The 19324-nt window shown below is 73.0% G+C and carries 19 protein-coding genes; 12 read left to right on the top strand and 7 right to left on the bottom strand.

Annotation, left to right across the window (positions count from 1 at the left end; all coding sequences use genetic code 11):
• Nucleotides 1–4 precede the first annotated feature (4 nt).
• The 9 genes from HOO61_RS03525 (at nucleotide 5) to HOO61_RS03485 (ending at nucleotide 11234) form a co-directional block, all read left to right on the top strand.
• Complete coding sequence (locus tag HOO61_RS03525) at nucleotides 5–1609, top strand: hypothetical protein (RefSeq protein WP_172256972.1); 1605 nt, start codon at nucleotides 5–7, stop codon at nucleotides 1607–1609.
• A gap of 155 nt (nucleotides 1610–1764) precedes the next feature.
• Entirely contained in the window at nucleotides 1765–2394 is a 630-nt protein-coding gene (locus HOO61_RS03520; RefSeq protein WP_367650006.1) for a TetR/AcrR family transcriptional regulator, read from the top strand.
• On the top strand, nucleotides 2391–3179 hold the full coding sequence (locus HOO61_RS03515) for a TIGR03084 family metal-binding protein (RefSeq protein WP_172256970.1): 789 nt from the start codon (nucleotides 2391–2393) through the stop codon (nucleotides 3177–3179). The genes HOO61_RS03520 and HOO61_RS03515 overlap by 4 nt, the downstream gene beginning before the upstream one ends.
• On the top strand, nucleotides 3176–4894 hold the full coding sequence (locus HOO61_RS03510) for an acyclic terpene utilization AtuA family protein (protein WP_172256968.1): 1719 nt from the start codon (nucleotides 3176–3178) through the stop codon (nucleotides 4892–4894). Before HOO61_RS03515 ends, HOO61_RS03510 begins: the two co-directional genes overlap by 4 nt.
• Nucleotides 4891–6039, top strand: coding sequence for an acyl-CoA dehydrogenase family protein (locus HOO61_RS03505; RefSeq protein WP_172256966.1), 1149 nt, complete (start codon nucleotides 4891–4893; stop codon nucleotides 6037–6039). The genes HOO61_RS03510 and HOO61_RS03505 overlap by 4 nt, the downstream gene beginning before the upstream one ends.
• 11 nt (nucleotides 6040–6050) lie before the next feature.
• Nucleotides 6051–6521, top strand: a complete 471-nt coding sequence (locus HOO61_RS03500; protein ID WP_172256964.1) for an SRPBCC family protein — start codon at nucleotides 6051–6053, stop codon at nucleotides 6519–6521.
• A 5-nt stretch (nucleotides 6522–6526) separates the two neighbouring features.
• Nucleotides 6527–8137: an acyl-CoA carboxylase subunit beta gene (locus HOO61_RS03495; RefSeq protein WP_172258132.1), complete on the top strand. Its 1611-nt coding sequence runs from the start codon at nucleotides 6527–6529 to the stop codon at nucleotides 8135–8137.
• Complete coding sequence (locus HOO61_RS03490; protein WP_172256962.1) at nucleotides 8134–10077, top strand: biotin carboxylase N-terminal domain-containing protein; 1944 nt, start codon at nucleotides 8134–8136, stop codon at nucleotides 10075–10077. Before HOO61_RS03495 ends, HOO61_RS03490 begins: the two co-directional genes overlap by 4 nt.
• Nucleotides 10074–11234, top strand: a complete 1161-nt coding sequence (locus HOO61_RS03485; RefSeq protein WP_172256960.1) for an acyl-CoA dehydrogenase family protein — start codon at nucleotides 10074–10076, stop codon at nucleotides 11232–11234. Before HOO61_RS03490 ends, HOO61_RS03485 begins: the two co-directional genes overlap by 4 nt.
• Nucleotides 11235–11646: 412 nt before the next feature.
• Here HOO61_RS03485 and HOO61_RS03480 read toward each other — a convergent pair whose 3' ends face one another.
• Nucleotides 11647–13041, bottom strand: a complete 1395-nt coding sequence (locus tag HOO61_RS03480; protein ID WP_253941961.1) for an FAD-binding oxidoreductase — start codon at nucleotides 13039–13041, stop codon at nucleotides 11647–11649.
• Between the two features lie 112 nt (nucleotides 13042–13153).
• Here HOO61_RS03480 and HOO61_RS03475 point away from each other — a divergent pair, with 112 nt between their 5' ends.
• From HOO61_RS03475 to HOO61_RS03465, 3 genes are all read left to right on the top strand, one after another.
• The gene (locus HOO61_RS03475) at nucleotides 13154–13855 is read left to right on the top strand and encodes a helix-turn-helix domain-containing protein (RefSeq protein WP_172256958.1); all 702 of its coding nucleotides are present in this window, start codon (nucleotides 13154–13156) and stop codon (nucleotides 13853–13855) included.
• 97 nt (nucleotides 13856–13952) lie between these two features.
• Nucleotides 13953–14330, top strand: a complete 378-nt coding sequence (locus tag HOO61_RS03470; RefSeq protein WP_367650005.1) for an MmcQ/YjbR family DNA-binding protein — start codon at nucleotides 13953–13955, stop codon at nucleotides 14328–14330.
• A gap of 52 nt (nucleotides 14331–14382) precedes the next feature.
• Entirely contained in the window at nucleotides 14383–15519 is a 1137-nt protein-coding gene (locus tag HOO61_RS03465) for a heparan-alpha-glucosaminide N-acetyltransferase domain-containing protein (protein ID WP_172256956.1), read from the top strand.
• On the opposite strand, the gene HOO61_RS03460 is transcribed toward HOO61_RS03465, so the two are convergent.
• The 6 genes from HOO61_RS03460 to HOO61_RS03435 all read right to left on the bottom strand — a co-directional run bounded on the left by HOO61_RS03460 (nucleotide 15495) and on the right by HOO61_RS03435 (nucleotide 19293).
• Complete coding sequence (locus HOO61_RS03460; RefSeq protein ID WP_172256954.1) at nucleotides 15495–16046, bottom strand: protein-L-isoaspartate O-methyltransferase; 552 nt, start codon at nucleotides 16044–16046, stop codon at nucleotides 15495–15497. The two genes, HOO61_RS03465 and HOO61_RS03460, sit on opposite strands and share 25 nt — an antisense overlap.
• 4 nt (nucleotides 16047–16050) lie before the next feature.
• Entirely contained in the window at nucleotides 16051–16530 is a 480-nt protein-coding gene (locus HOO61_RS03455) for a cupin domain-containing protein (protein ID WP_172256952.1), read from the bottom strand.
• Between the two features lie 10 nt (nucleotides 16531–16540).
• Nucleotides 16541–16960: a VOC family protein gene (locus HOO61_RS03450; RefSeq protein ID WP_172256950.1), complete on the bottom strand. Its 420-nt coding sequence runs from the start codon at nucleotides 16958–16960 to the stop codon at nucleotides 16541–16543.
• Nucleotides 16961–16970: 10 nt separating this feature from the next.
• On the bottom strand, nucleotides 16971–17447 hold the full coding sequence (locus tag HOO61_RS03445; protein WP_172256948.1) for a helix-turn-helix domain-containing protein: 477 nt from the start codon (nucleotides 17445–17447) through the stop codon (nucleotides 16971–16973).
• A gap of 204 nt (nucleotides 17448–17651) precedes the next feature.
• The gene (locus HOO61_RS03440) at nucleotides 17652–18707 is read right to left on the bottom strand and encodes a hypothetical protein (protein WP_172256945.1); all 1056 of its coding nucleotides are present in this window, start codon (nucleotides 18705–18707) and stop codon (nucleotides 17652–17654) included.
• Nucleotides 18708–18741: 34 nt separating this feature from the next.
• A complete protein-coding gene (locus HOO61_RS03435) occupies nucleotides 18742–19293 on the bottom strand; it encodes an RNA polymerase sigma factor (RefSeq protein WP_216658532.1) in 552 nt (183 codons plus the stop codon).
• Nucleotides 19294–19324: the final 31 nt, after the last annotated feature.

Below are 19324 nucleotides of genomic sequence, written 5' to 3'. Positions count from 1 at the left end.
CGCCATGCCGACCACCACGACCACCGCTGCGGACCCCGCACCGCCGGCCCCGTCACGCCCGGCACGCGGCCGCCCGTTCGCCGCACTCCTCGCCTTCCTCCTCGGCGCAGTCCTGGCCACCACGCTCACCCTGTCGACCCTCGTGGCACTGCCCGCGCCCCTGGCCGCCAGCGCCGACGACCGGGCCGAGCGGTGGGCCGGCTTCCGCATCCCCTCGACCGGCCGCGCGTCCGGGGGCTGGATCGGCGGCTACCGGCTCGACGGCACGCCCGTCTTCGTGATCACGCCCGGCCGCCGACCCAACCGGGCCGGCTTCCGCGAAGCCGATGCCACCTCCGACCTCCGGGGCCCCAAGGGACCGTCCGAGGCCGCCACGCAGCGCGCCGCCTGGATCCTGTCGAAGTACGGCGGCCACAAGGACGCCGTCCAGGCCGCGGCGGTCGACGCGGCGGTGCTCCACCTCCTCGGTGGCCGGGCCTGGCAGCTCGGCGCCCGACGAGGCGCCGCTCGGGTCCGGGCCTCGGGCGACCCGGCCACGGTGCGCCGCTACGTACGCCTCATGCTGAGCGGTTCGCGCGCGAGCGCCGGGCCCCACGAGGTCGTCGTCGAGGCCACCACGGCCGACGTCGGCGGGGTGACGGCCGTGACCGTCCGCGTGACCGACGGTCACGGAGGACCGGTTGCGGGCCTGCCGGTGACCGTGACCTCTCCCGACGGTGGCACCTCCCAGCCGGCCGCCGGTCCGCTCGACGCGGTGACGGGTGACGACGGGCGGGCGCTGGTGCGCCTCGCCGCACCGCTCGCCGGCTGGCGCACGGTCGTCGCGGAGGTCGGTCAGGTGCCCCTGCACTGGCTGCGCGTCCGCGGCGCCGACCGCGAACGCCAGGCGTCCGCGGCCGAGGGCGGCGTACGTCGCACGATCGCGGCCAGCGCCCGGGTCGCGGTCCGCGGCCCGCAGTCCCTGAGCCTCGCGGCGGACCCGACCGTGCTCGTGGCCGGCTCCGCGGCGCGGGTGGTGGCGACGGTCGACGGCGACGGCGCCAGCCGCACGGCCACGGCGTCGCTGCACGGACCGTTCGCCTCCGCGGCGGTCGCCCACTGCGGTGGTCCAGCGGTGGGCAGCGTCTCGATGCCGGTCCTCGCCGACGGCGCCTACGCCTCGCCCGCGATCGCCCCGGCCGCCGGTGGCTACTACCTGTGGCGCGTGATGGTCGACGGGACGGACTCCAGCGTGCCCGTGGCCTCGTGCGGCGCGCCGGTCCGGGTGCGCTCCCGCGCGACGGTGGGACTCTCAGCACCGGCCACCGCGGCGGCGTACGACGCGGTCTCGGCCCGGGTCACCGTGGGCGGGCTGCCGTTCGGAGGCCCGATCGACGTGACCACCACGCTCTACGGCCCGTTCGCCACGGCCGGTCTTGCCGCCTGTACGGGCACCCACAAGCAGGTGACCCAACGCCGCCCCGACAACGGCACGTTCCAGTCCTTGAGCGTCCAGGTGCTCGAGTCCGGCTGGTACGCGTGGCAGACGTCGGTCACCGAGGGCGACCTGTGGCTCGGGACGACCTCGACCTGCGGTGCCGTGGGAACGGTCACGCAGGTGTCCCCCTGATCGCCCGCCCTATCGGGGTAGTCCAGTGGCCGATGGTCGTCAAACGGGGGCCCGCACGACCATCCCCCACTGGACTACCACCGGCGGGGCGCGTACCCAAGGTGCCAATAAAAGTCAGGCTTGACTGTTTGTTTGTACGACGGCAGGCTGGGTCCGTGACCTCCCCCCTCCCGGCCGCCGCACCCCGCGTGCCGCAGGCCGACCGGACCCGGGCGATGAGGGCGCGCCTGCTGGACGCGACGGTCGAGCTGCTGGTGGAACGCGGCTTCACGGGCACGTCGACGACCCTCGTCTCCGAGCGGGCGGGGGTCAGCCGCGGCGCGCAGCTGCACCACTTCCCGACCAAGAACGACCTCGTCGTCGCCGCCGTCGAACACCTCACCGAGCGGCGGGGTGCCGAGCTCGCGGACGCGGTGGCCCACCTGCCGTCGGGCGGACGGCGTACCCGCGCTGTGGTCGAGATGCTCGGCGACCACTTCGCCTCCCCGGTCTTCGCCGCCGCACTGGAGCTGTGGGTGGCCGCCCGCACCGACGAGGCCCTGCTCGCGGCGGTCGGTCCGCTGGAGCAGCGGGTCGGTCGCGAGGCGCACCGGCTGACCGTCGCCGCGCTCGGCGTGGACGAGTCACGCCCGGGCGTGCGCGAGCTGGTCCAGGCGACCCTCGACCTCGTGCGTGGCCTGGGCCTGGCCTCCACGATCACCGACGACTCGGCCCGCCGCCGCCGGATCCTGCGCGAGTGGGCCGACGTGATCGACCGCGAGCTCGACCGACAGGAGCAGCAGTGACCGACGTCCTCACCCAGGTGCTGACCGACCTCGAGGCCGAGGGGGACCGGCTCGAGCGGCTCGTCGCCGACCTCGACGAGTCGGCCGACGGCGGCTGGCGCACCCCGACCCCGGCTCCCGGCTGGGACGTCGCCACCCAGGTCGCCCACCTCGCGTGGACCGACGAGGTCGCGGTCAAGGCCGCCACCGACAAGGAGGCCTGGGACGCGGTCGTCCTCGAGGCGATCGCCGACCCCGAGGGCTACGTCGACGTCCAGGCGCTCGCCATCGCGCGTGAGCCCGGCCTCCTCGAGCGCTGGCGCCGGGCACGGGCCGACCTGCGCGCGACGCTCGTCGCGATGCCGCAGGGCGAGAAGATGCCGTGGTTCGGTCCCCCGATGTCGGCCACCTCGATGGCGACCGCGCGGCTCATGGAGACGTGGGCGCACAGCCTCGACGTCCACGAGGCCCTCGGCGCCCCGGTCGAGGACACCGACCGGATCCGCCACGTCGCCCACCTCGGCGTACGCACCCGCAACTTCGCTCATCACCTCCGCGGCCTCGACGCCCCGGCCGAGGAGTTCCGCGTGGACCTCGTCGCCCCGTCGGGCGACGTGTGGTCGTGGGGGCCCGACGACGCCGCGCAGACGCTCACCGGCAGCGCCGGCGACTTCTGCCGCCTCGTCACCCAGCGCCTGCACCGCGCCGACACCGACCTCGTCGCCACCGGCGACGACGTCGACCGCTGGCTCGACATCGCCCAGGCCTTCGCCGGCCAGCCGGGCGAGGGACGGTCGCCGCGATGAGCCCGGCGACCGGGGTCGTGCGGATCGGCAACTGCTCCGGCTTCTACGGCGACCGGCTCACCGCCATGCGGGAGATGCTGGAGCAGGGCGAGCTCGACGTCCTCACCGGCGACTACCTCGCCGAGCTCACGATGCTCATCCTCGGCAAGGACCAGCTCAAGGACGCGTCCCTCGGCTACGCCCGCACCTTCGTGCGCCAGCTCGAGGACTCCCTCGGCCTCGCGCTCGAACGCGGCGTGAAGATCGTCGCCAACGCCGGCGGGCTCAACCCGGCCGGCCTGGCTGACAAGGTCCGGGAGGTCGCCGCCGGCCTCGGGCTCGACCCGCAGGTCGCCCACGTCGAGGGCGACGACGTACGCCACCTCTCCTTTCCGAACGCCCTCACCGCCAACGCCTACCTCGGCGGCTTCGGCATCGCCGCCGCCCTGACCGCCGGCGCCGACGTGGTCGTCACCGGCCGGGTGACCGACGCCTCCCTCGTGGTCGGTCCCGCCGTCGCGCACCACGGCTGGAGCGCGACGTCGTACGACGAGCTGGCGGGCGCGGTCGTCGCGGGCCACGTCATCGAGTGCGGCACCCAGGCGACGGGGGGCAACTTCAGCGGCTTCCTCGACCTGCCCCACCGCGACCGGCCGCTCGGATTCCCGGTGGCGGAGGTCGCCGCCGACGGGTCGAGCGTGATCACCAAGCACGCCGGCACCGGCGGGGCGGTCACCGTCGACACCGTCACCGCCCAGCTCGTCTACGAGATCCAGTCCACCCGCTACCTCGGGCCCGACGTCACCGTCCACCTCGACTCGGTGCGCCTCGAGCAGCAGGGCGAGGACCGGGTCGCGATCCGCGGCGTCGTCGGCGAGGCGCCGCCCGAACGGCTCAAGGTCTGCGTCAACGAGCTCGGCGGCTGGCGCAACCAGGTCGAGCTCGTCCTGACCGGCCTCGACGTCGAGGCCAAGGCCGCGTGGGCGCGCGAGCAGCTCACCACGCGCCTCACCGCCGCCGAGGTGACTTGGTCGGCCGTCGACCCGCCGACCCACGACGCGGACTCCGAGGAGGCGGCCTCCACCCTGCTGCGCTGCACCGTCAAGGACCCCTCGCCCGACCCGGTCGGGCGCGCCTTCACCGCCGCGGTCGTCGAGCTCGCGCTCGGGTCCTACCCCGGGTTCACGATGACGGCACCCCCCGCCCCCGCGACGCCGTTCGGCGTCTACCGGGCCGAGTACGTCGACCGCGCCGACGTCGCGCACACCGTCGTCCACGCCGACGGCCGCCGCGAGGTCGTCGCCGACCCGACGACGTACACCCCCGCGACAGAGGCTCCGGGCCGCCGTCCGTCGCCGTACCCGGCCGAGCACGACACGCTCACGCGCCGCCTGCCGCTGGGCACGTTCGTCCACGCGCGCTCGGGCGACAAGGGCGGCGACGCCAACATCGGCCTCTGGGTCGCGCACGACGGCGTCGACCCGGAGACGTACGACGCCCGCGTGCAGTGGCTGTTCAAGCTGATGTCACCGCGCGGCATCCCCACCCTCCTGCCGGAGGCCGCCGACCTCGACGTCGACGTCTGGCTGCTGCCCCACCTGGGCGCGGTCAACCTCGTCGTGCACGGCCTGCTCGGGCAGGGCGTGGCCGCATCCACCCGGTTCGACCCGCAGGCGAAGGGGCTCGGCGAGTTCCTCCGGTCGCGGCTGGTCTCGATCGAGGAGAGCCTCACATGAGCACGACGTCGAGAGCTGACGTGCACGACGCGTTGCGCGCCACCGGCGCCGAGTTCGTCCGCCGCGAGGTGGTCCCGCACCTGCAGGAGTGGGAGGACGCCGGCGAGATCCCGCGCGCGCTGCACCGGACCGCCGGACAGCTGGGCCTGATCGGCGTTGCCTTCCCCGAGGAGGTCGGCGGCGGTGGCGGTGACCTCCTCGACAGCGTCGTGCTGCAGGAGGCGATGTTCGATGCGGGCGCCTCGAGCGGGCTGATGGCCGGACTGTTCACCGCCGGCATCGCGCTGCCCCACATCTCGGCGAGCCGCGACCCCGACCTGGTCGACCGGTTCGTCCAGCCCACTCTGGCCGGCGAGACCATCGGGTCGCTCGCGATCACCGAGCCCGGCGGCGGGTCCGACGTCGCGCGCATCACGACCCGCGCCGAGCGGGACGGCGACCACTACGTCGTCAACGGGTCGAAGACCTTCATCACCTCCGGGGTCCGGGCCGACTTCGTGACCACGGCCGTCCGCACCGGCGGCCCCGGGCACGGCGGCATCTCCCTGCTGGTCGTCGAGAAGGGCACGCCAGGCTTCACAGTCTCGCGGTCGCTGCGGAAGATGGGCTGGCACTGCTCCGACACCGCGGAGCTGTCGTACGTCGACGTGCGTGTGCCGGTCGGCAACCTTGTCGGCGAGGAGGGCTCGGGCTTCGGGAAGATCGCCGAGCAGTTCGTCGTCGAGCGGATCGCGCTGGCCGTGCACGGCTACGGCATCGCGGCCCGCTCGCTCGACCTCGCGGCGGCGTACGCCCGCGAGCGCCAGACCTTTGGCCGGCCGCTCATCGACAACCAGTCGGTGCAGCACACGCTCGTCGAGATGCGGCGCCAGGTCGAGGTCGCGCGCACCTACACGCGGGCGGTCGCCGAGCGGCACGTCGCGGGCGAGTTCGTCGTCGCCGAGGCGTGCCTGGCCAAGCAGACCGCCGTCGACTGCGCGGCGTACGTCTGCGACCGGGCCGTGCAGATCTTCGGCGGCTCCGGCTACATGCACGGGACCGAGGTGGAGCGGCACTACCGCGACGCCCGGCTCCTGCCGATCGGGGGCGGTGCCGACGAGGTGCTGCGCGACCTGGCGGCGAAGTTGATGGGTTATGCCTCGTGAAAGGACTCTCCATGATCAAGCTGCCCTCCCTCGGTGACGAGGTGTCGGTGTGGATGGACGCCCCGCCCGCCGAGGTCTGGGACCTCGTCAGCGACGTGACCCGGATCGGGGAGTTCAGCCCGGAGACGTTCGAGGCCAAGTGGACCCGCGGCTCGACCGGCCCCGAGGTCGGCGCCTACTTCGCCGGCCACGTGAAGCGCAACGGCGTCGGGCCGACGTACTGGTCGCCGTGCCGGGTCACCGCGTGCGAGCCCGAGGAGGTCTTCGAGTTCTCCGTCGGAACCGACGCGGTGACGGTCAACAACTGGGGCTACCGCCTCGAGCCGAAGGACGGCGGCACGCTCGTCACGGAGTACTTCCGCCTCGACCCCAACCTGCCGACCCGCCTCTACTGGCTGGTGCTCGGCCCGCTCCGGCGGCGCACCAACCGCGACGGCATGCGCACCACCCTCGAGCGGATGAAGGCGGTGGTCGAGAAGTGAGCACCATGTCGGCCAACCGCGAGGCGATGCTCGAGAAGCTCGCCGACCTCGACGCGCAGCACGCGGTCGCGGTGGCGGGCGGTGGTGAGAAGTACGTCGATCGCCACCACGCGCGCGGCAAGCTGACCGCCCGCGAGCGGATCGAGCTGCTCCTCGACCCGGGATCGGCCTTCCTCGAGCTGTCGCCGCTGGCAGGCTGGGGCTCCGACTTCACGGTCGGTGCGTCGGTGGTGACCGGCATCGGCGTCGTCGAGGGTGTGGAGTGCCTGATCAGCGCCAACGACCCGACCGTCAAGGGCGGCGCGAGCAACCCCTGGACGGTGAAGAAGATCTTCCGCGCCTCGCAGATCGCCGAGGAGAACAACCTGCCGACGATCTCGCTGGTCGAGTCGGGCGGTGCGGACCTGCCGACGCAGAAGGAGATCTTCATCCCGGGCGGCAAGCTCTTCCGTGACCTCACCCGCGCCTCGGCGCGACGCCAGCCCACCATCGCCCTGGTCTTCGGCAACTCGACCGCCGGCGGGGCGTACGTCCCCGGCATGAGCGACTACACCGTCTTCGTCCGCGGCGGCGCGAAGGTCTTCCTCGGCGGTCCGCCGCTGGTGAAGATGGCGACCGGCGAGGAGTCCGACGACGAGTCCCTCGGCGGTGCCGAGATGCACGCCCGCGTCTCCGGCCTCGCCGACTACCTCGCCGAGGACGAGCACGACGCGATCCGCATCGGGCGTCGGATCGTGGCCCGCCTCAACCGGCGCAAGCCCGCTGCCCTCGGTTTCGACACGGGCCCGGGGGGCCCTGCTCAACCAGCGGTCGTGTCGTTCTCCGAGCCCGACGCCGACCCCGAGGGCCTGCTCGACCTGGTCCCGACGGACCTCAAGGAGCCGTTCGACCCGCGCGAGGTCATCACCCGCATCGTCGACGGGACGAGCGCGCACAACGGGCGGCCCTTCGACGAGTTCAAGCCGCTCTACGGCACCTCGCTCGTCACCGGCTGGGCCCAGCTCCACGGACGCCCGATCGGCATCCTCGCCAACGCGCAGGGCGTGCTGTTCTCCGAGGAGGCCCAGAAGGCGACGCAGTTCATCCAGCTCGCCAACCAGGCCGACACCCCGCTGCTCTTCCTGCACAACACCACCGGCTACATGGTCGGCAAGGACTACGAGCAGGGCGGCATCATCAAGCACGGCGCGATGATGATCAACGCGGTCTCGAACAGCACCGTCCCGCACCTCAGCGTGATCATGGGCGCGTCCTACGGCGCCGGCAACTACGGCATGAACGGTCGCGCCTACGACCCGCGCTTCCTCTTCACCTGGCCCAGCGCGAAGTCGGCCGTGATGGGCCCGGCCCAGCTCGCCGGCGTGCTCTCGATCGTCGCCCGCGCGGCCGCCGAGGCCAAGGGACAGGCGTACGACGAGGAGGGCGACGCCGGCATGCGCGCGATGGTCGAGCAGATGGTGGAGGAGCAGTCGCTGCCCTACGCGCTGTCCGGGATGCTCTACGACGACGGCGTCATCGACCCCCGCGACACCCGCACCGTGCTCGCCATCTGCCTCAGCGTCATCGAGAACGCACCCATCAAGGGTGCCGAGGGATTCGGGGTGTTCCGACCGTGATCAATCGACTCCTGGTCGCCAACCGCGGCGAGATCGCCCGCCGCGTCTTCGCCACCTGCCGCCGGCTCGGCATCGAGACCGTCGCCGTCCACTCCGACGCCGACGCGGGCCTGCCGTTCGTCGCCGAGGCCGACCGCGCCGTACGCCTGCCCGGCAACGCGCCCGCGGACACCTACCTCCGCATCGACCTGGTCGTCGAGGCGGCGCTGCGGTCGGGCGCCGACGCCGTCCACCCGGGTTACGGCTTCCTGTCGGAGAACGCCGACTTCGCCCGCGCGGTCATCGGGGCCGGCCTCACCTGGGTCGGTCCGCCGCCCGAGGCCATCGAGGCGATGGGCGACAAGGTCCGCGCCAAGGAGATCGCCGAGAAGGCCGGCGTCCCGGTGCTGTCGGCACCGGACGACCCGACCGAGGCCGACCTCCCGCTGCTCGTGAAGGCCTCGGGCGGCGGCGGCGGGCGGGGCATGCGCGTCGTACGCACCCTCGACCGGCTCGACGCCGAGATCGGGGCCGCGCAGGCGGAGGCCGAGTCGGCCTTCGGCGACGGCACCGTCTTCGTCGAGCCCTACGTCGAGGCGGGGCGGCACGTCGAGGTGCAGGTCGTGTCCAGTGCGGCGCGCACCGTCGCGATCGGCACTCGGGACTGCTCGGTCCAGCGTCGGCACCAGAAGGTGGTCGAGGAGGCCCCGGCCCCCGGGCTGCCAGCGGCCACGGAAGCGGCCATGTGCGAAGCGGCCGAGCGGCTCGCGAGCGACATCGACTACCGCGGCGCGGGCACGGTCGAGTTCCTCCACGACCCGGCAACCGACCGGTTCTTCTTCCTCGAGATGAACACGCGTCTCCAGGTCGAGCACCCTGTCACCGAGCTGACCCACGACGGCGAGCTCGTCGAGACCCAGATCGTCGTGGCCGAGAATCCGGGCTTCGACCTGACGCGGAGGTCGAGGACCGGGCACGCGATCGAGGTGCGCCTGTACGCCGAGGACGCGGCGTACGTCCCGCAGAGCGGTCGGCTGGTCACGTTCGACCTGCCGTCGGACGGCGAGTTCGGGCCGATGGCCGACTTCGGCGTTCGGGTGGACAGCGGCTTCGCATCCGGCGACGAGGTGTCGACGTTCTACGACGCCATGCTGGCCAAGGTGATGGCCTGGGCGCCGACCCGCGAGCAGGCCATCCGGATGCTGGTCGCAGCGCTCCGCCGCGCCCGGATCCACGGAGTCACCACCAACCGTGACCAGCTCGTCGAGATCCTCCTCGACCCGGTCTTCGCGGCCGGGGAGATGACGACGACGTGGCTCGAGTCGCGTCCGACTCCCGCTGAGTCTCCCAGCGACTCAGCGGCGAGGGTGCGCTCGGCGGTGGTCGCCGGCGCGCTGATGCTGGCCGCGGACGACGCGAGTCGACGTACGGTCCAGCAGGGCGTCCCCGCCGCCTGGCGCAACGTCGTCAGCCAGCCCCAGCGGACGGTCTTCGAGGGGCACGAACCGGTCGAGTGGTGGGGCACCCGCAACGGGTTCGCCGTCGACGGCGTGACCGTCCTCGAGGTGTCCCCGACGCACGCCCGGCTTCAGGTCGACGGCGTGACCACGGAGACGCGCGGACACATCTCCTCAGACCGGCCCGGTGCCCCGCGTGAGGTGTGGGTCGACGGACCACTTCGGTCCGCGCGGCTACGCGAGGTGCCGCGCTTCACCGACCCGGCGGACGCGGTGGCCAGCGGCTCGCTGCTCGCGCCGATGCCCGGCACGGTCGTGGCGGTCAAGGTCGAGGCGGGCGCCGAGGTCGCCACGGGCGACGTCGTCCTCGTGCTCGAGGCCATGAAGATGCAGCACACCGTGACCGCGCCGCACGACGGCACCGTCACCGAGATCAACGTCGATCCCGGGTCGCAGGTCGCGTCCGGGGAGGTTCTGGCAGTAGTGAGCGAGGGAGAGGCATGACCAACTTCACCGAGTCCGAGGAGCGCCAGGAGCTGCGGCGCCAGGTCGCGAGGCTGGCGAGCGGCTACGGCCGCGACTGGTTCGTCGAGCGCGCCCGCTCCGGCGAGAAGACCACCGAGCTGTGGCTGGAGATCGCCAAGGCGGGGTACCTCGGCATCAACATCCCCGAGGAGTACGGCGGCGGGGGCGGTGGCATCGGCGACGTGGCGGCGGTCTGCGAGGAGCTGGCCGCGCAGGGGTGCCCGCTGCTGATGATGGTCGTCAGCCCGGCGATCTGCGGCACCGTCATCGCCCGCTACGGCACCGAGGCGCAGAAGCAGCAGTGGTTGCCCGGCATCTGCGACGGCACCGCCACGATGGCCTTCGCGATCACCGAGCCCGACGCCGGCACGAACTCCCACAACATCACCACCACCGCCCGCCGCGACGGCGACGAGTGGGTGCTGAAGGGCCAGAAGATCTACATCTCCGGAGTCGACGAGGCCGCCAACGTGCTGGTCGTCGCCCGCACCGAGGACGCCCGGACCGGCAAGCTCAAGCCCTGCCTGTTCGTCGTCCCGACCGACGCGGCCGGCTTCGAGTTCACCGCGATCCCGATGGAGATCGTCAGCCCGGAGAAGCAGTTCCAGGTCTTCATCGACGACGTCCGGCTGCCGCGCGAGGCGCTGGTCGGCGACGAGGACGGTGGCCTCGTGCAGCTGTTCGCCGGCCTCAACCCCGAGCGGATCATGGCGGCCTCCTTCTCGACTGGCCTCGCCCGCCACGCCCTCGCCAGGGCGTCGTCGTACGCCAAGGAGCGGACGGTCTTCAAGGCTCCGATCGGCTCACACCAGGCGATCGCCCATCCGCTCGCGATGGCGCACATCGAGACCGAGCTCGCCCGGCTGATGACGCAGAAGGCCTCCGCGCTGGTCGACGCCGGCGACGACATGGCAGCCGGCGAGGCGGCCAACATGGCGAAGTACGCCGCCGCCGAGGCGGCCGTGCATGCCGTCGACGCCGCGGTCCAGACCCACGGCGGCAACGGCATCACCCAGGAGTACGGCATGGCCGGGCTGCTCGTCGCCGCCCGCGCGGGCCGGATCGCCCCGGTCAGCCGGGAGATGATCCTCAACTTCGTCGCGATGCACAGCCTGGGGCTGCCCAAGTCCTACTGACGCGTCCTGCGTCATCCCGATCGGCACTGATGTGTGCTGGTCGGGATGACGCTGCGCCGCGCCTGCGGTCGCCACGGTGAGCAATTGGGTCCGGCATGCGGGCCACCGCGGCGGCCCGAGCAACCCGAGATGCACAACGTAGGCAGTTGGGCAGACCGAGCTCAGGGCTGAGCGTGCACCTCGGCGTTCGCGTGGTGAACTGCCTTCTGGGGTCGGCCTGCGCCGGTACCCGCCGCAGCAGGCCAGGTGCAGGCCCGCCGACGGCGACACCACCCGGCGACGGCGCACCATGCAGGCAGTTGGGGACGGAGCGGCCACGGCTGAGCGTGGCCCCACGCCCGCGAGCCCCGAACTGCCTGCATGGTGTCGGCCCGCGGTCCGACGGGACCACCCCCGTGGCCCGCGACGTCCGTCAGGCCAGCGGCGGGATGTTGGCGTTGCCGCGGAAGACGTTGTCCGGGTCCCAGGCGGTCTTCAGCGTCCGCAGCCGCTCCCACTGCGCCGCGCTGTAGGCCTCCTGCACGCGGGTCTGCGCGTCGTCGCTGGTGAAGTTCACGTAGACACCGCGGCTGTGGGGAGCGAGCGCGTCGAAGAAGCCGCGGACCCAGGCGCGGTGCCGGTCGGCGTCCCCGGCCTGCTCCGGCAGCCAGGACGCGACGATGTTGATGTCGTGGCTGGCGTCGCGGTGCGGGAAGGCGGTCGCGTCCTCAGGCACCCGGCTCATCGCGCCGCCGAAGGTGAAGATCGGGACGGTCGAGAGCGGGCTGCTGATCGTCGCGAGGTGCTCGCAGATCGTGTCGATGACGTCGTCGGTCAGCGGGCCCAGCCGGTGCGACTTCCAGTAGTAGTGCCGCCCGTGCGGCACCGCCGGGTCGAGGAACTTCTGGTGCGCGACGTACGGCTTCGGCGCGATGGTGTCGAGCACCGGGTGGCCGAGCGCCCGGACCGGCGCCAGCACCCGCTCGCCCTCCTCGACCGGTCCGGCGTACGTCGCCACCAGGCCGATGATCGGCCTGCCGTGCAGGGGCTCGGGGAACAGCGGCAGGGCCGGGGCCAGTCGGAGGTTGGCCATCAGGCCGACCTCGTCGGGGGCGTCGGCCATGAAGTCGCGGAGGAACGCGAGCACGGTCGGCGCCTCGTCCGCCGGCCACGCAACCAGGCCCGCGAGGATGGTCGGCCCGAGCGGCTGCAGCTCGAACGTGAAGTCGGTGACGACACCGAAGTTGCCGCCGCCGCCGCGCAGGCCCCAGAACAGGTCGGGGTTCTCGGCCTCGGAGGCGCGCACGATCGAGCCGTCGGCGGTGACGACCTGGCAGGACCTCAGCGCGTCGATCGCCAGGCCCATCTTGCGCATGAGGTGGCCGATCCCGCCGCCGAGCGTCAGCCCGGCGATGCCGGTGTGGCTGATGTAGCCGCTGGTCATCGCGAGCCCGAAGGTCTGGCCCTCCCGGTCGACGTGGGCGTTGAGCGCCCCGCCCTGGGCCGACACGGTCCGGGTCGTCGGGTTGACGACGGTGCCCCGCATCCCCGACAGGTCGAGCACGACGCCGTCGTCCACGAGCGAGTGGCCGGCGATCCCGTGGCCGCCGCCGCGTACGGACACCGGCAGGCCGCGATCACGCGCCCACCGCAGCGCCGCGGCGACGTCGCTGGCCCCCTCGCAGCGGGCGAGGACGGCCGGGTGGCGGTCGATCTCCCCGTTCCAGATCCGTCGCTGGTCGTCGTACGCCGGGTGGTCGGGCGTGATGAGCTCTCCTGCGAAGTCGCCGGCCAGGGCCTCGGCGGCGGAGATGTCGAGCATGGTCATGGTGTTCTCCTCGTCGGTGGTGGTGCCCGACCACCGTGCGACCGGAGGAGCTCGGCCCGCGAGTATCGATCCTGTACTGGTACAGAACCCATACCGGTCCTACCGTCAGAGGATGGCAACCAGCTACGGGCAGTTCTGCCCCGTCTCGATGGCCTCGGAGGTGCTCACCGAGCGGTGGACGCCGCTGGTGGTCCGCGAGCTGCTGTGCGGCAGCACCCGCTTCAACGACCTCCGTCGTGGGGTCCCGCTCATGTCACCCGCGCTGCTGTCCAAGCGCCTGAAGACGCTCGAGCGCGTCGGGGTCGTCGACCACGTCGGCGGCGAGTACCACCTCACCGCGGCCGGTCGGGAGCTGCGGCCGGTGATCGAGTCGATGGGCATCTGGGGTCAGCGCTGGGCGCGGGGTGACGTGATCGCCAAGCACTACGACGCCTCGCTGCTCATGTGGGACATCCACCGCAACGTCGACCCGTCCGCCCTGCCCGAGGGACGGGTCGTCGTCCACTTCCACCTGCGGGGCTCCAGCGACCGGAAGAGCCACTTCTGGCTCGTGCTGGAGTCGCCGACCGTGGACCTCTGCCTGACCGACCCGGGTCACGACGTCGACGTGGAGGTCGCGGGCCACGTGGAGACGATGGTCGACTACTGGATGGGGCGCCGTGACCTCATGGCCGCGGTGAAGGCCGGGGACCTCGCCATCGCCGGCCCGCGGCCCCTGGTCCGGGCCCTGCCGACGTGGTTCACCCGCAGCACCTTCGCCACGGTGCCGCTGCCCGAGGACGCCGCCGCGGGCGCGGCAGTGGCCCCCTCCTGACCGATATCTGAGGACGCCCTGGACGGGTTGGGCGCCCCGATCCGTCCACCACGTCCTCAGATACCGGCTGTCGGTGCGCGGTGGCAGGATCGCGACCGTGGCCCTCGCCGACCGTCCCCTCGTGCCCGAGGAGTGGGTGCAGCGCATCGACGCCGTGCTCGGCGCGCTCCCGCGCTGCCGGCAGGAGCAGGCCTGGACCGGCACGCGGTGGCGCGTGGGCAGCGCGACCGTGGCCCACGTCTTCGGTGGCGAGGACCAGCTGTTCCGGATCACGTTCCGCGGCGAGCCCGACGAGGTGGCGGCCTTCGAGCACATGGGCGACCCCTACTTCCGCGCCGGCTGGGGCGGCAACTACATCGGGATGCTGCTCGACGACGACACTGACTGGGACGAGCTGGCCGAGCTGCTGACCGACTCCTACTGCATCCAGGCCCCCCAGCGCCTCGCCGAGCAGGTGGCCCGCCCGGGCGCCTGACCGAGGTCGTCGGTCGGGCTCGTCGTCGGGACGCGCCCGGCAGGATGGGGCCATGACCGGGACGTCGCGCGGCCGCCTGATCGGGCTGGACGTCGCCCGGTGCCTGGCGCTGCTCGGCATGGTCGCCACCCACGTGCTCGACGAGCGCACCCCCGGCGGTGACCTCACCACCGCCCAATGGCTGGCCGGCGGCCGGGCATCGGCGCTCTTCGCGGTCCTGGCCGGCGTGAGCCTCGCGCTGATGACCCGCGAGCCACTACGGGGTCGACCGCTCGCGCTGCGCACAGCCGGCATCGCCGCCCGGGCGCTCCTCATCGGGCTGCTCGGCCTGCTGCTCGGCGGCCTCGACACCGGTATCGCGGTCATCCTCACCTACTACGGCGTGCTGTTCGTGCTGGGCCTGCCGTTCACCTTCCTGGGCGTCCGGGCGCTCCTGCCTCTCACGGTGGCGTGGGTCGCCCTCGCGCCGGTCGTGTCGCACCTGGTGCGACCGCACCTGCCGGAGCGCGGCTTCGACAGCCCGACCTTCGAGCAGCTGGCCGACCCGGGCCAGCTGGCCAGCGAGCTGCTGCTCACCGGCTACTACCCGGTCGTCCCGTGGCTGGCCTACCTGCTCGCCGGCCTCGTGCTCGGACGCCTCGACCTGCGCGACCCCGCGCTGCTCGGCGGCCTGGCGCTCGGCGGGCTGTCGGTGGCCCTGCTCGCGACCCAGGTGTCGCGCACCTTCGCCGACCCGGTCGTGGCGGCGGACAACGCGACCGGGATGTACGGCGTGACGCCGCCCGACGGTGACTGGAGCTGGCTGCTGCTCGTCGCGCCCCACTCCGCGACGCCGTTCGACCTCGCCCAGACCATCGGCAGTGCCGTCCTCGTGATCGCGCTGTGCCTGCTCGTCGAGCGGCTGCTGCCGCGTCCGGCGAACGCCGCGCTCGCCGTCCTGTTCGGAGCCGGCACCGCGACACTCACGCTCTACTCCCTCCACGTCGTGATGCGCACCGAGGCGGTCTGGCCGCCCGAGGAGCCGTCGACGTACGTCCTCCACGTCGTCGTGCTCCTGGCCATCGGAGCGGCGCTCCAGCTGCTGCGGCTCCGCGGACCGCTCGAGGCGATGGCGAGCCTGCCGGTCCGGCTCGCCCGTCGGTCCGCGACCTCTGCCGAGGAGCCTCAGCGCAGCGGCACGAACCGGTAGCGCCCGTGCGCGGTGACGACCGCGCCGGGGTTGGTCACCCGCTGCATGGTCCCGTCGACCGGCACCACCAGGACGCCGTCGTCGGCCAGCTGGTCGACCAGCGGCTGCGGCATCGTGTCGGCCATCGCGGAGACCAGGATCCGGTCGTACGGCGCCCCCTCGGGGTCACCGAGCACGCCCGGGGAGGCCTGCCGGATCGTCGCCCACGTGCGGTCGGTGCGGCCCAGGTTGGCGGAGCCGAACGACACCAGCTCGGGCTCGAGCTCGACACCGAGGACCGACCCCGCGGGACCGACCAGGTGCGCCAGCAGGGCGGTCGTCCACCCCGACCCCGACCCGACGTCGAGCACCCGGTGCCCGGGGTGGACGTCGAGCAGCCGCAGCATGTCGTCGACGGTGCGCGGCTGGGAGTTGGTCTGGCCCGCCGCGATCCCCAGCGGGCCGTCGTACGACGCGCGACGCCGGACCGCGCGCGGGAGGAAGTCCCGGCGCGGGGTGGCGTCGAACGCTGCGGCGACCCGGTCCATGAGGTCAGACCCAGGTGTTGTCGTGCTCGCGCATGAAGCGGTCATAGGCGTCGCCGTCGAGGTTTCCCATGCCCTCGGCAAGCCCCTCGAAGTAGGCCTCGCGCGGCGCACCCGGCGCGAAGTGGAGCAGCATCTTGGCCGGCCCGTCGGAGTTGCGGAAGCCGTGGATGCCGCCCGCCGGGACGTGGGCGAAGTCGCCGGCGCGGCACCTCACCCAGTCGGTGCCGTCGTAGATCGTGACGGTGCCCTCGAGGACGTAGAACGACTCGGTGATCGTGCGGTGGAAGTGGGCGCCCGGACCGCTCTCGGGGCCCGCGAACTCCCACCGGTAGAGGCCGAAGGTGCCCTGGGTGGCAGCGCCCTGCGCGAGGTAGAAGACCTTGTTGCCGTTGGGGTAGACGACGGCGGGCTCGAGGTCGGCCGGCACGACGTGGGCCGACACCTCGCCGGACTCGCCGTGGTACATCGGCGGCGGATAGCTCATCGAGGTCCTCTCAGGCCGTCGCCGGCTGGTTGATGCGGACGTGGTTGCCGAACGGGTCGCGGATGCCGAAGTCGGTGCCGTAGGGCTGCTCGACCGGCTCCTGGGTGATCTCGACGCCCGCGTCGCGGAGCGCGGCGAAGGTGGCGTGGACGTCGTCGCTGAGGAGGAAGACCCCGCCGAGAGCGCCCTTGGCCACGAGCTCGCGCACCTGGGCCGCGGTCGCCTCGTCGTGCATCGGCGCCCCGACGAGCTCGAGCAGGATGGAGGTGTCCTGGCCGGGGACGCCGACGGTCAGCCAGCGCATGAAGCCGAGGTCGATGTCGTCGCGCACCTCGAAGCCGAGGTGGGTGGTGTAGAAGTCGAGCGCCTCGTCCTGGTCGAGGACGGGCACGCTGCGGATGTGGAGGCTGGTGATGTGGTTGGTGTTCATGGCAAGGACGCTAGCCAGCGCCGACCCCCTCCCGCTTCTCCGTTTGCGCTGTCTCGGGATGGACTGTCTCGGGAGGGGCTGTCTCGCGCTCACGGGGGCGCGTCCACGCGGCGATGAAGCACGACGGCACCGCGACCGGCGTGTGCCGGGCGCGGAACTCCGACGGCGAGCACCCCACGACGTTGCTGAAGGTGCGGCTGAACGTGCCGAGGCTGGCGAAGCCGACGTCCCAGGCGACGTCGGTCACCGACCGGTCGGTCTGGCGCAGCAGCGTCATCGCGCGCTCGACCCGCCGCCGCTGGAGGTAGCGGTGCGGGGTCTCCCCGTAGACGTCCTTGAAGACGCGGCCGAACTGCGACACCGACAGGTGCGCGACGGCGGCGAGGGTGGGTACGTCGAGGGGCTCGGCGTAGCGGCGGTCCATCTCGTCGCGGGCACGCAGCATCCGACGGTTGGTGTCCTCCTGCGGGGAGAGCGGCCGGCCCATGCTGACGAACCTAGCCCCTGGTGGCGACATTGCAGGGGACACCGCAGGAACGCGACAACGGCATGGCCCCGGGGGAGGGCCATGCCGTTGTCTGTGCGTTGGTAGGACGTGGATCTCGCGGTTCTGGGGGGATCCCTTACGTCGGCGGGAGGTCGACGTGCGGGGTGCGAGAGCCGGTCCTGCGGAACGCGGCCGCCGCCGGTTTCACCCGGACGATTGGTGTGCGCCCCCCTTGCCGGGGTTGTCGGGCTTGTCCGGTCCACCCGAGCCGTCCGGCGTCGGGAGGTCGGACGGCTTGCCCGGGGAAGGGGACGGCTTGTCGGTGGGCTTGCCGGGCGACGGGGACGGCCTGTCGGTCGGCTTGCCCGGGGACGGGGTCGGTTGGTCGGTGGGCTTGCCGGGCGCCGGGGTCGGCGTGTCGCTCGGCTTGCCCGGGGACGGGGTCGGCTTGGTGGGCGTCGGCTTCGTCGGGCTCGGCCGGGTGGTCGGCGTAGCAGTGTCGGTGGGCTTGCCGGTCGGCTTCGGCGGGCCGATGAGGTCGACGCAGTAGGTAGAGATCCGGTCGGCGCCGCCGGCCTCGGCCGCGAGCGCCTGGAAGGCCGCGCTGTCGAGGGAGCCGCCGCCGTCGGCCCGGTCGGTGGCCTGGAAGGCGCGGCACAGGCCCTCGAGGTTGGGGCTCGGCGCGGAGGTGTCGTCGGGAGACTCCGACGGGGTCTTCGCGCCGGAGGGGTCGGTCGCTCCGGGCGGGCTCGGGCTCGTGGCGGAGCCCGACGGGCTCGCGCCGGAGCTCTCGTCACTGCCCGAGGTGCCCGAGGTGCCCGAGGTGGCTGAGGTGCCTGAGCTTGACCCGGCAGCACCTCGAGGCGCCTCGGCGACGGACTCCGTCGCGCGGTCGGAGGCCTGGCCGGGGAGGGCGGGCAGGTCGGGCAGTCCGGGAACTCCCGGTAGGTCGGCGGAGCTGGCGAGGGCGAAGCCGCCCGACATCAGCGCGACCACGGCGCCGGTCGCGACGACGGCCCGGGTGGCGGCGCGGCCGCCGAGATGCGACGGCGAGACGTAGCCGGTCCGGGCGGCGGGGGCCGGTGAGACGCGGGCGGCGTGGAAGGCGGCGGCAGCCGCGTCCTCGCGGCGCAGCTCCTCCGCGTGTGCCGGCGCGCTGGCGGCGGTGAGGGCCCAGCCCAGGACGCTGTCGTGCTCCGCGGGGGCGTCGAGCAGGCGCTCGGCGTCACGGCGGGACAGGCGGGGGTCAGGGGTGCTCATCTCACTGCCTTCAGCGTCACGGCGTCCACAGGTGTTACGGCTCCTCGGAAATTCGCTTCGCCAGCTGCTTGAGCCCGCGGTGGGCCGCGGCGCGCACCGCACCGGGACGCTTGCCGAGGATGCGGGCGGCGGTCGGGGCGTCGAAGCCGAGCACCGTGCGCAGCATGATGGCCTCGGCCTGGTCGCGCGGCAGGGTGCCGATCAGCCGGATGACGGCCTCGGAGTTGATCCGGCCGATGGTGTCGGCCTCGAGGTCGACGTCGTCGGGCAGGTCGATGAGGTCGTCGATCGACTCGTCGGCGACCGGACGGCGCCGGGCGTGGCGGATGTGGTCGAGGGCCCGGTTGCGGCCGATGGTGGTGATCCACCCGCGGAAGCCGTCGGCGTCGCCGCTGAACCGATCGAGGTCGCGGAACGCCTGCGCCCAGGCCTCGCTGGCGACGTCCTCGGCCTCGGCAGGACCGACGAGGACGCTCAGGTAGCGCAGGAGGGGTGGCTGGACATGGCGGTAGACGACGCGGAACGCCGCCTCGTCCCCCGCCTGCATCGCCTCGACGGCGCAGTCGAGCCCCTCGTGCTCACCCACATGGCGCATTGTCACCCGACGGCGGGCGCCG

The sequence above is a fragment of the Nocardioides sp. zg-1230 genome, assembly GCF_013155335.1.
GTDB lineage: Bacteria > Actinomycetota > Actinomycetes > Propionibacteriales > Nocardioidaceae > Nocardioides.
The sequence above is the reverse complement of the archived record's forward strand: the minus strand, read 5'-3'. Positions and strand labels throughout refer to the sequence as shown.

Excerpts from the sequence above, each read along its gene's own strand:
- HOO61_RS03525 (WP_172256972.1), top strand. The coding sequence starts at position 5 with ATGCCGACCACCACGACCACCGCTGCGGACCCCGCACCGCCGGCCCCG.
- HOO61_RS03510 (WP_172256968.1), top strand. The coding sequence starts at position 3,176 with ATGAGCCCGGCGACCGGGGTCGTGCGGATCGGCAACTGCTCCGGCTTC.
- HOO61_RS03505 (WP_172256966.1), top strand. The coding sequence starts at position 4,891 with ATGAGCACGACGTCGAGAGCTGACGTGCACGACGCGTTGCGCGCCACC.
- HOO61_RS03500 (WP_172256964.1), top strand. The coding sequence starts at position 6,051 with ATGATCAAGCTGCCCTCCCTCGGTGACGAGGTGTCGGTGTGGATGGAC.
- HOO61_RS03495 (WP_172258132.1), top strand. The coding sequence starts at position 6,527 with ATGTCGGCCAACCGCGAGGCGATGCTCGAGAAGCTCGCCGACCTCGAC.
- HOO61_RS03485 (WP_172256960.1), top strand. The coding sequence starts at position 10,074 with ATGACCAACTTCACCGAGTCCGAGGAGCGCCAGGAGCTGCGGCGCCAG.
- HOO61_RS03480 (WP_253941961.1), bottom strand. The coding sequence starts at position 13,041 with ATGACCATGCTCGACATCTCCGCCGCCGAGGCCCTGGCCGGCGACTTC.
- HOO61_RS03475 (WP_172256958.1), top strand. The coding sequence starts at position 13,154 with ATGGCAACCAGCTACGGGCAGTTCTGCCCCGTCTCGATGGCCTCGGAG.
- HOO61_RS03465 (WP_172256956.1), top strand. The coding sequence starts at position 14,383 with ATGACCGGGACGTCGCGCGGCCGCCTGATCGGGCTGGACGTCGCCCGG.
- HOO61_RS03460 (WP_172256954.1), bottom strand. The coding sequence starts at position 16,046 with ATGGACCGGGTCGCCGCAGCGTTCGACGCCACCCCGCGCCGGGACTTC.
- HOO61_RS03455 (WP_172256952.1), bottom strand. The coding sequence starts at position 16,530 with ATGAGCTATCCGCCGCCGATGTACCACGGCGAGTCCGGCGAGGTGTCG.
- HOO61_RS03450 (WP_172256950.1), bottom strand. The coding sequence starts at position 16,960 with ATGAACACCAACCACATCACCAGCCTCCACATCCGCAGCGTGCCCGTC.
- HOO61_RS03445 (WP_172256948.1), bottom strand. The coding sequence starts at position 17,447 with ATGGGCCGGCCGCTCTCCCCGCAGGAGGACACCAACCGTCGGATGCTG.
- HOO61_RS03440 (WP_172256945.1), bottom strand. The coding sequence starts at position 18,707 with ATGAGCACCCCTGACCCCCGCCTGTCCCGCCGTGACGCCGAGCGCCTG.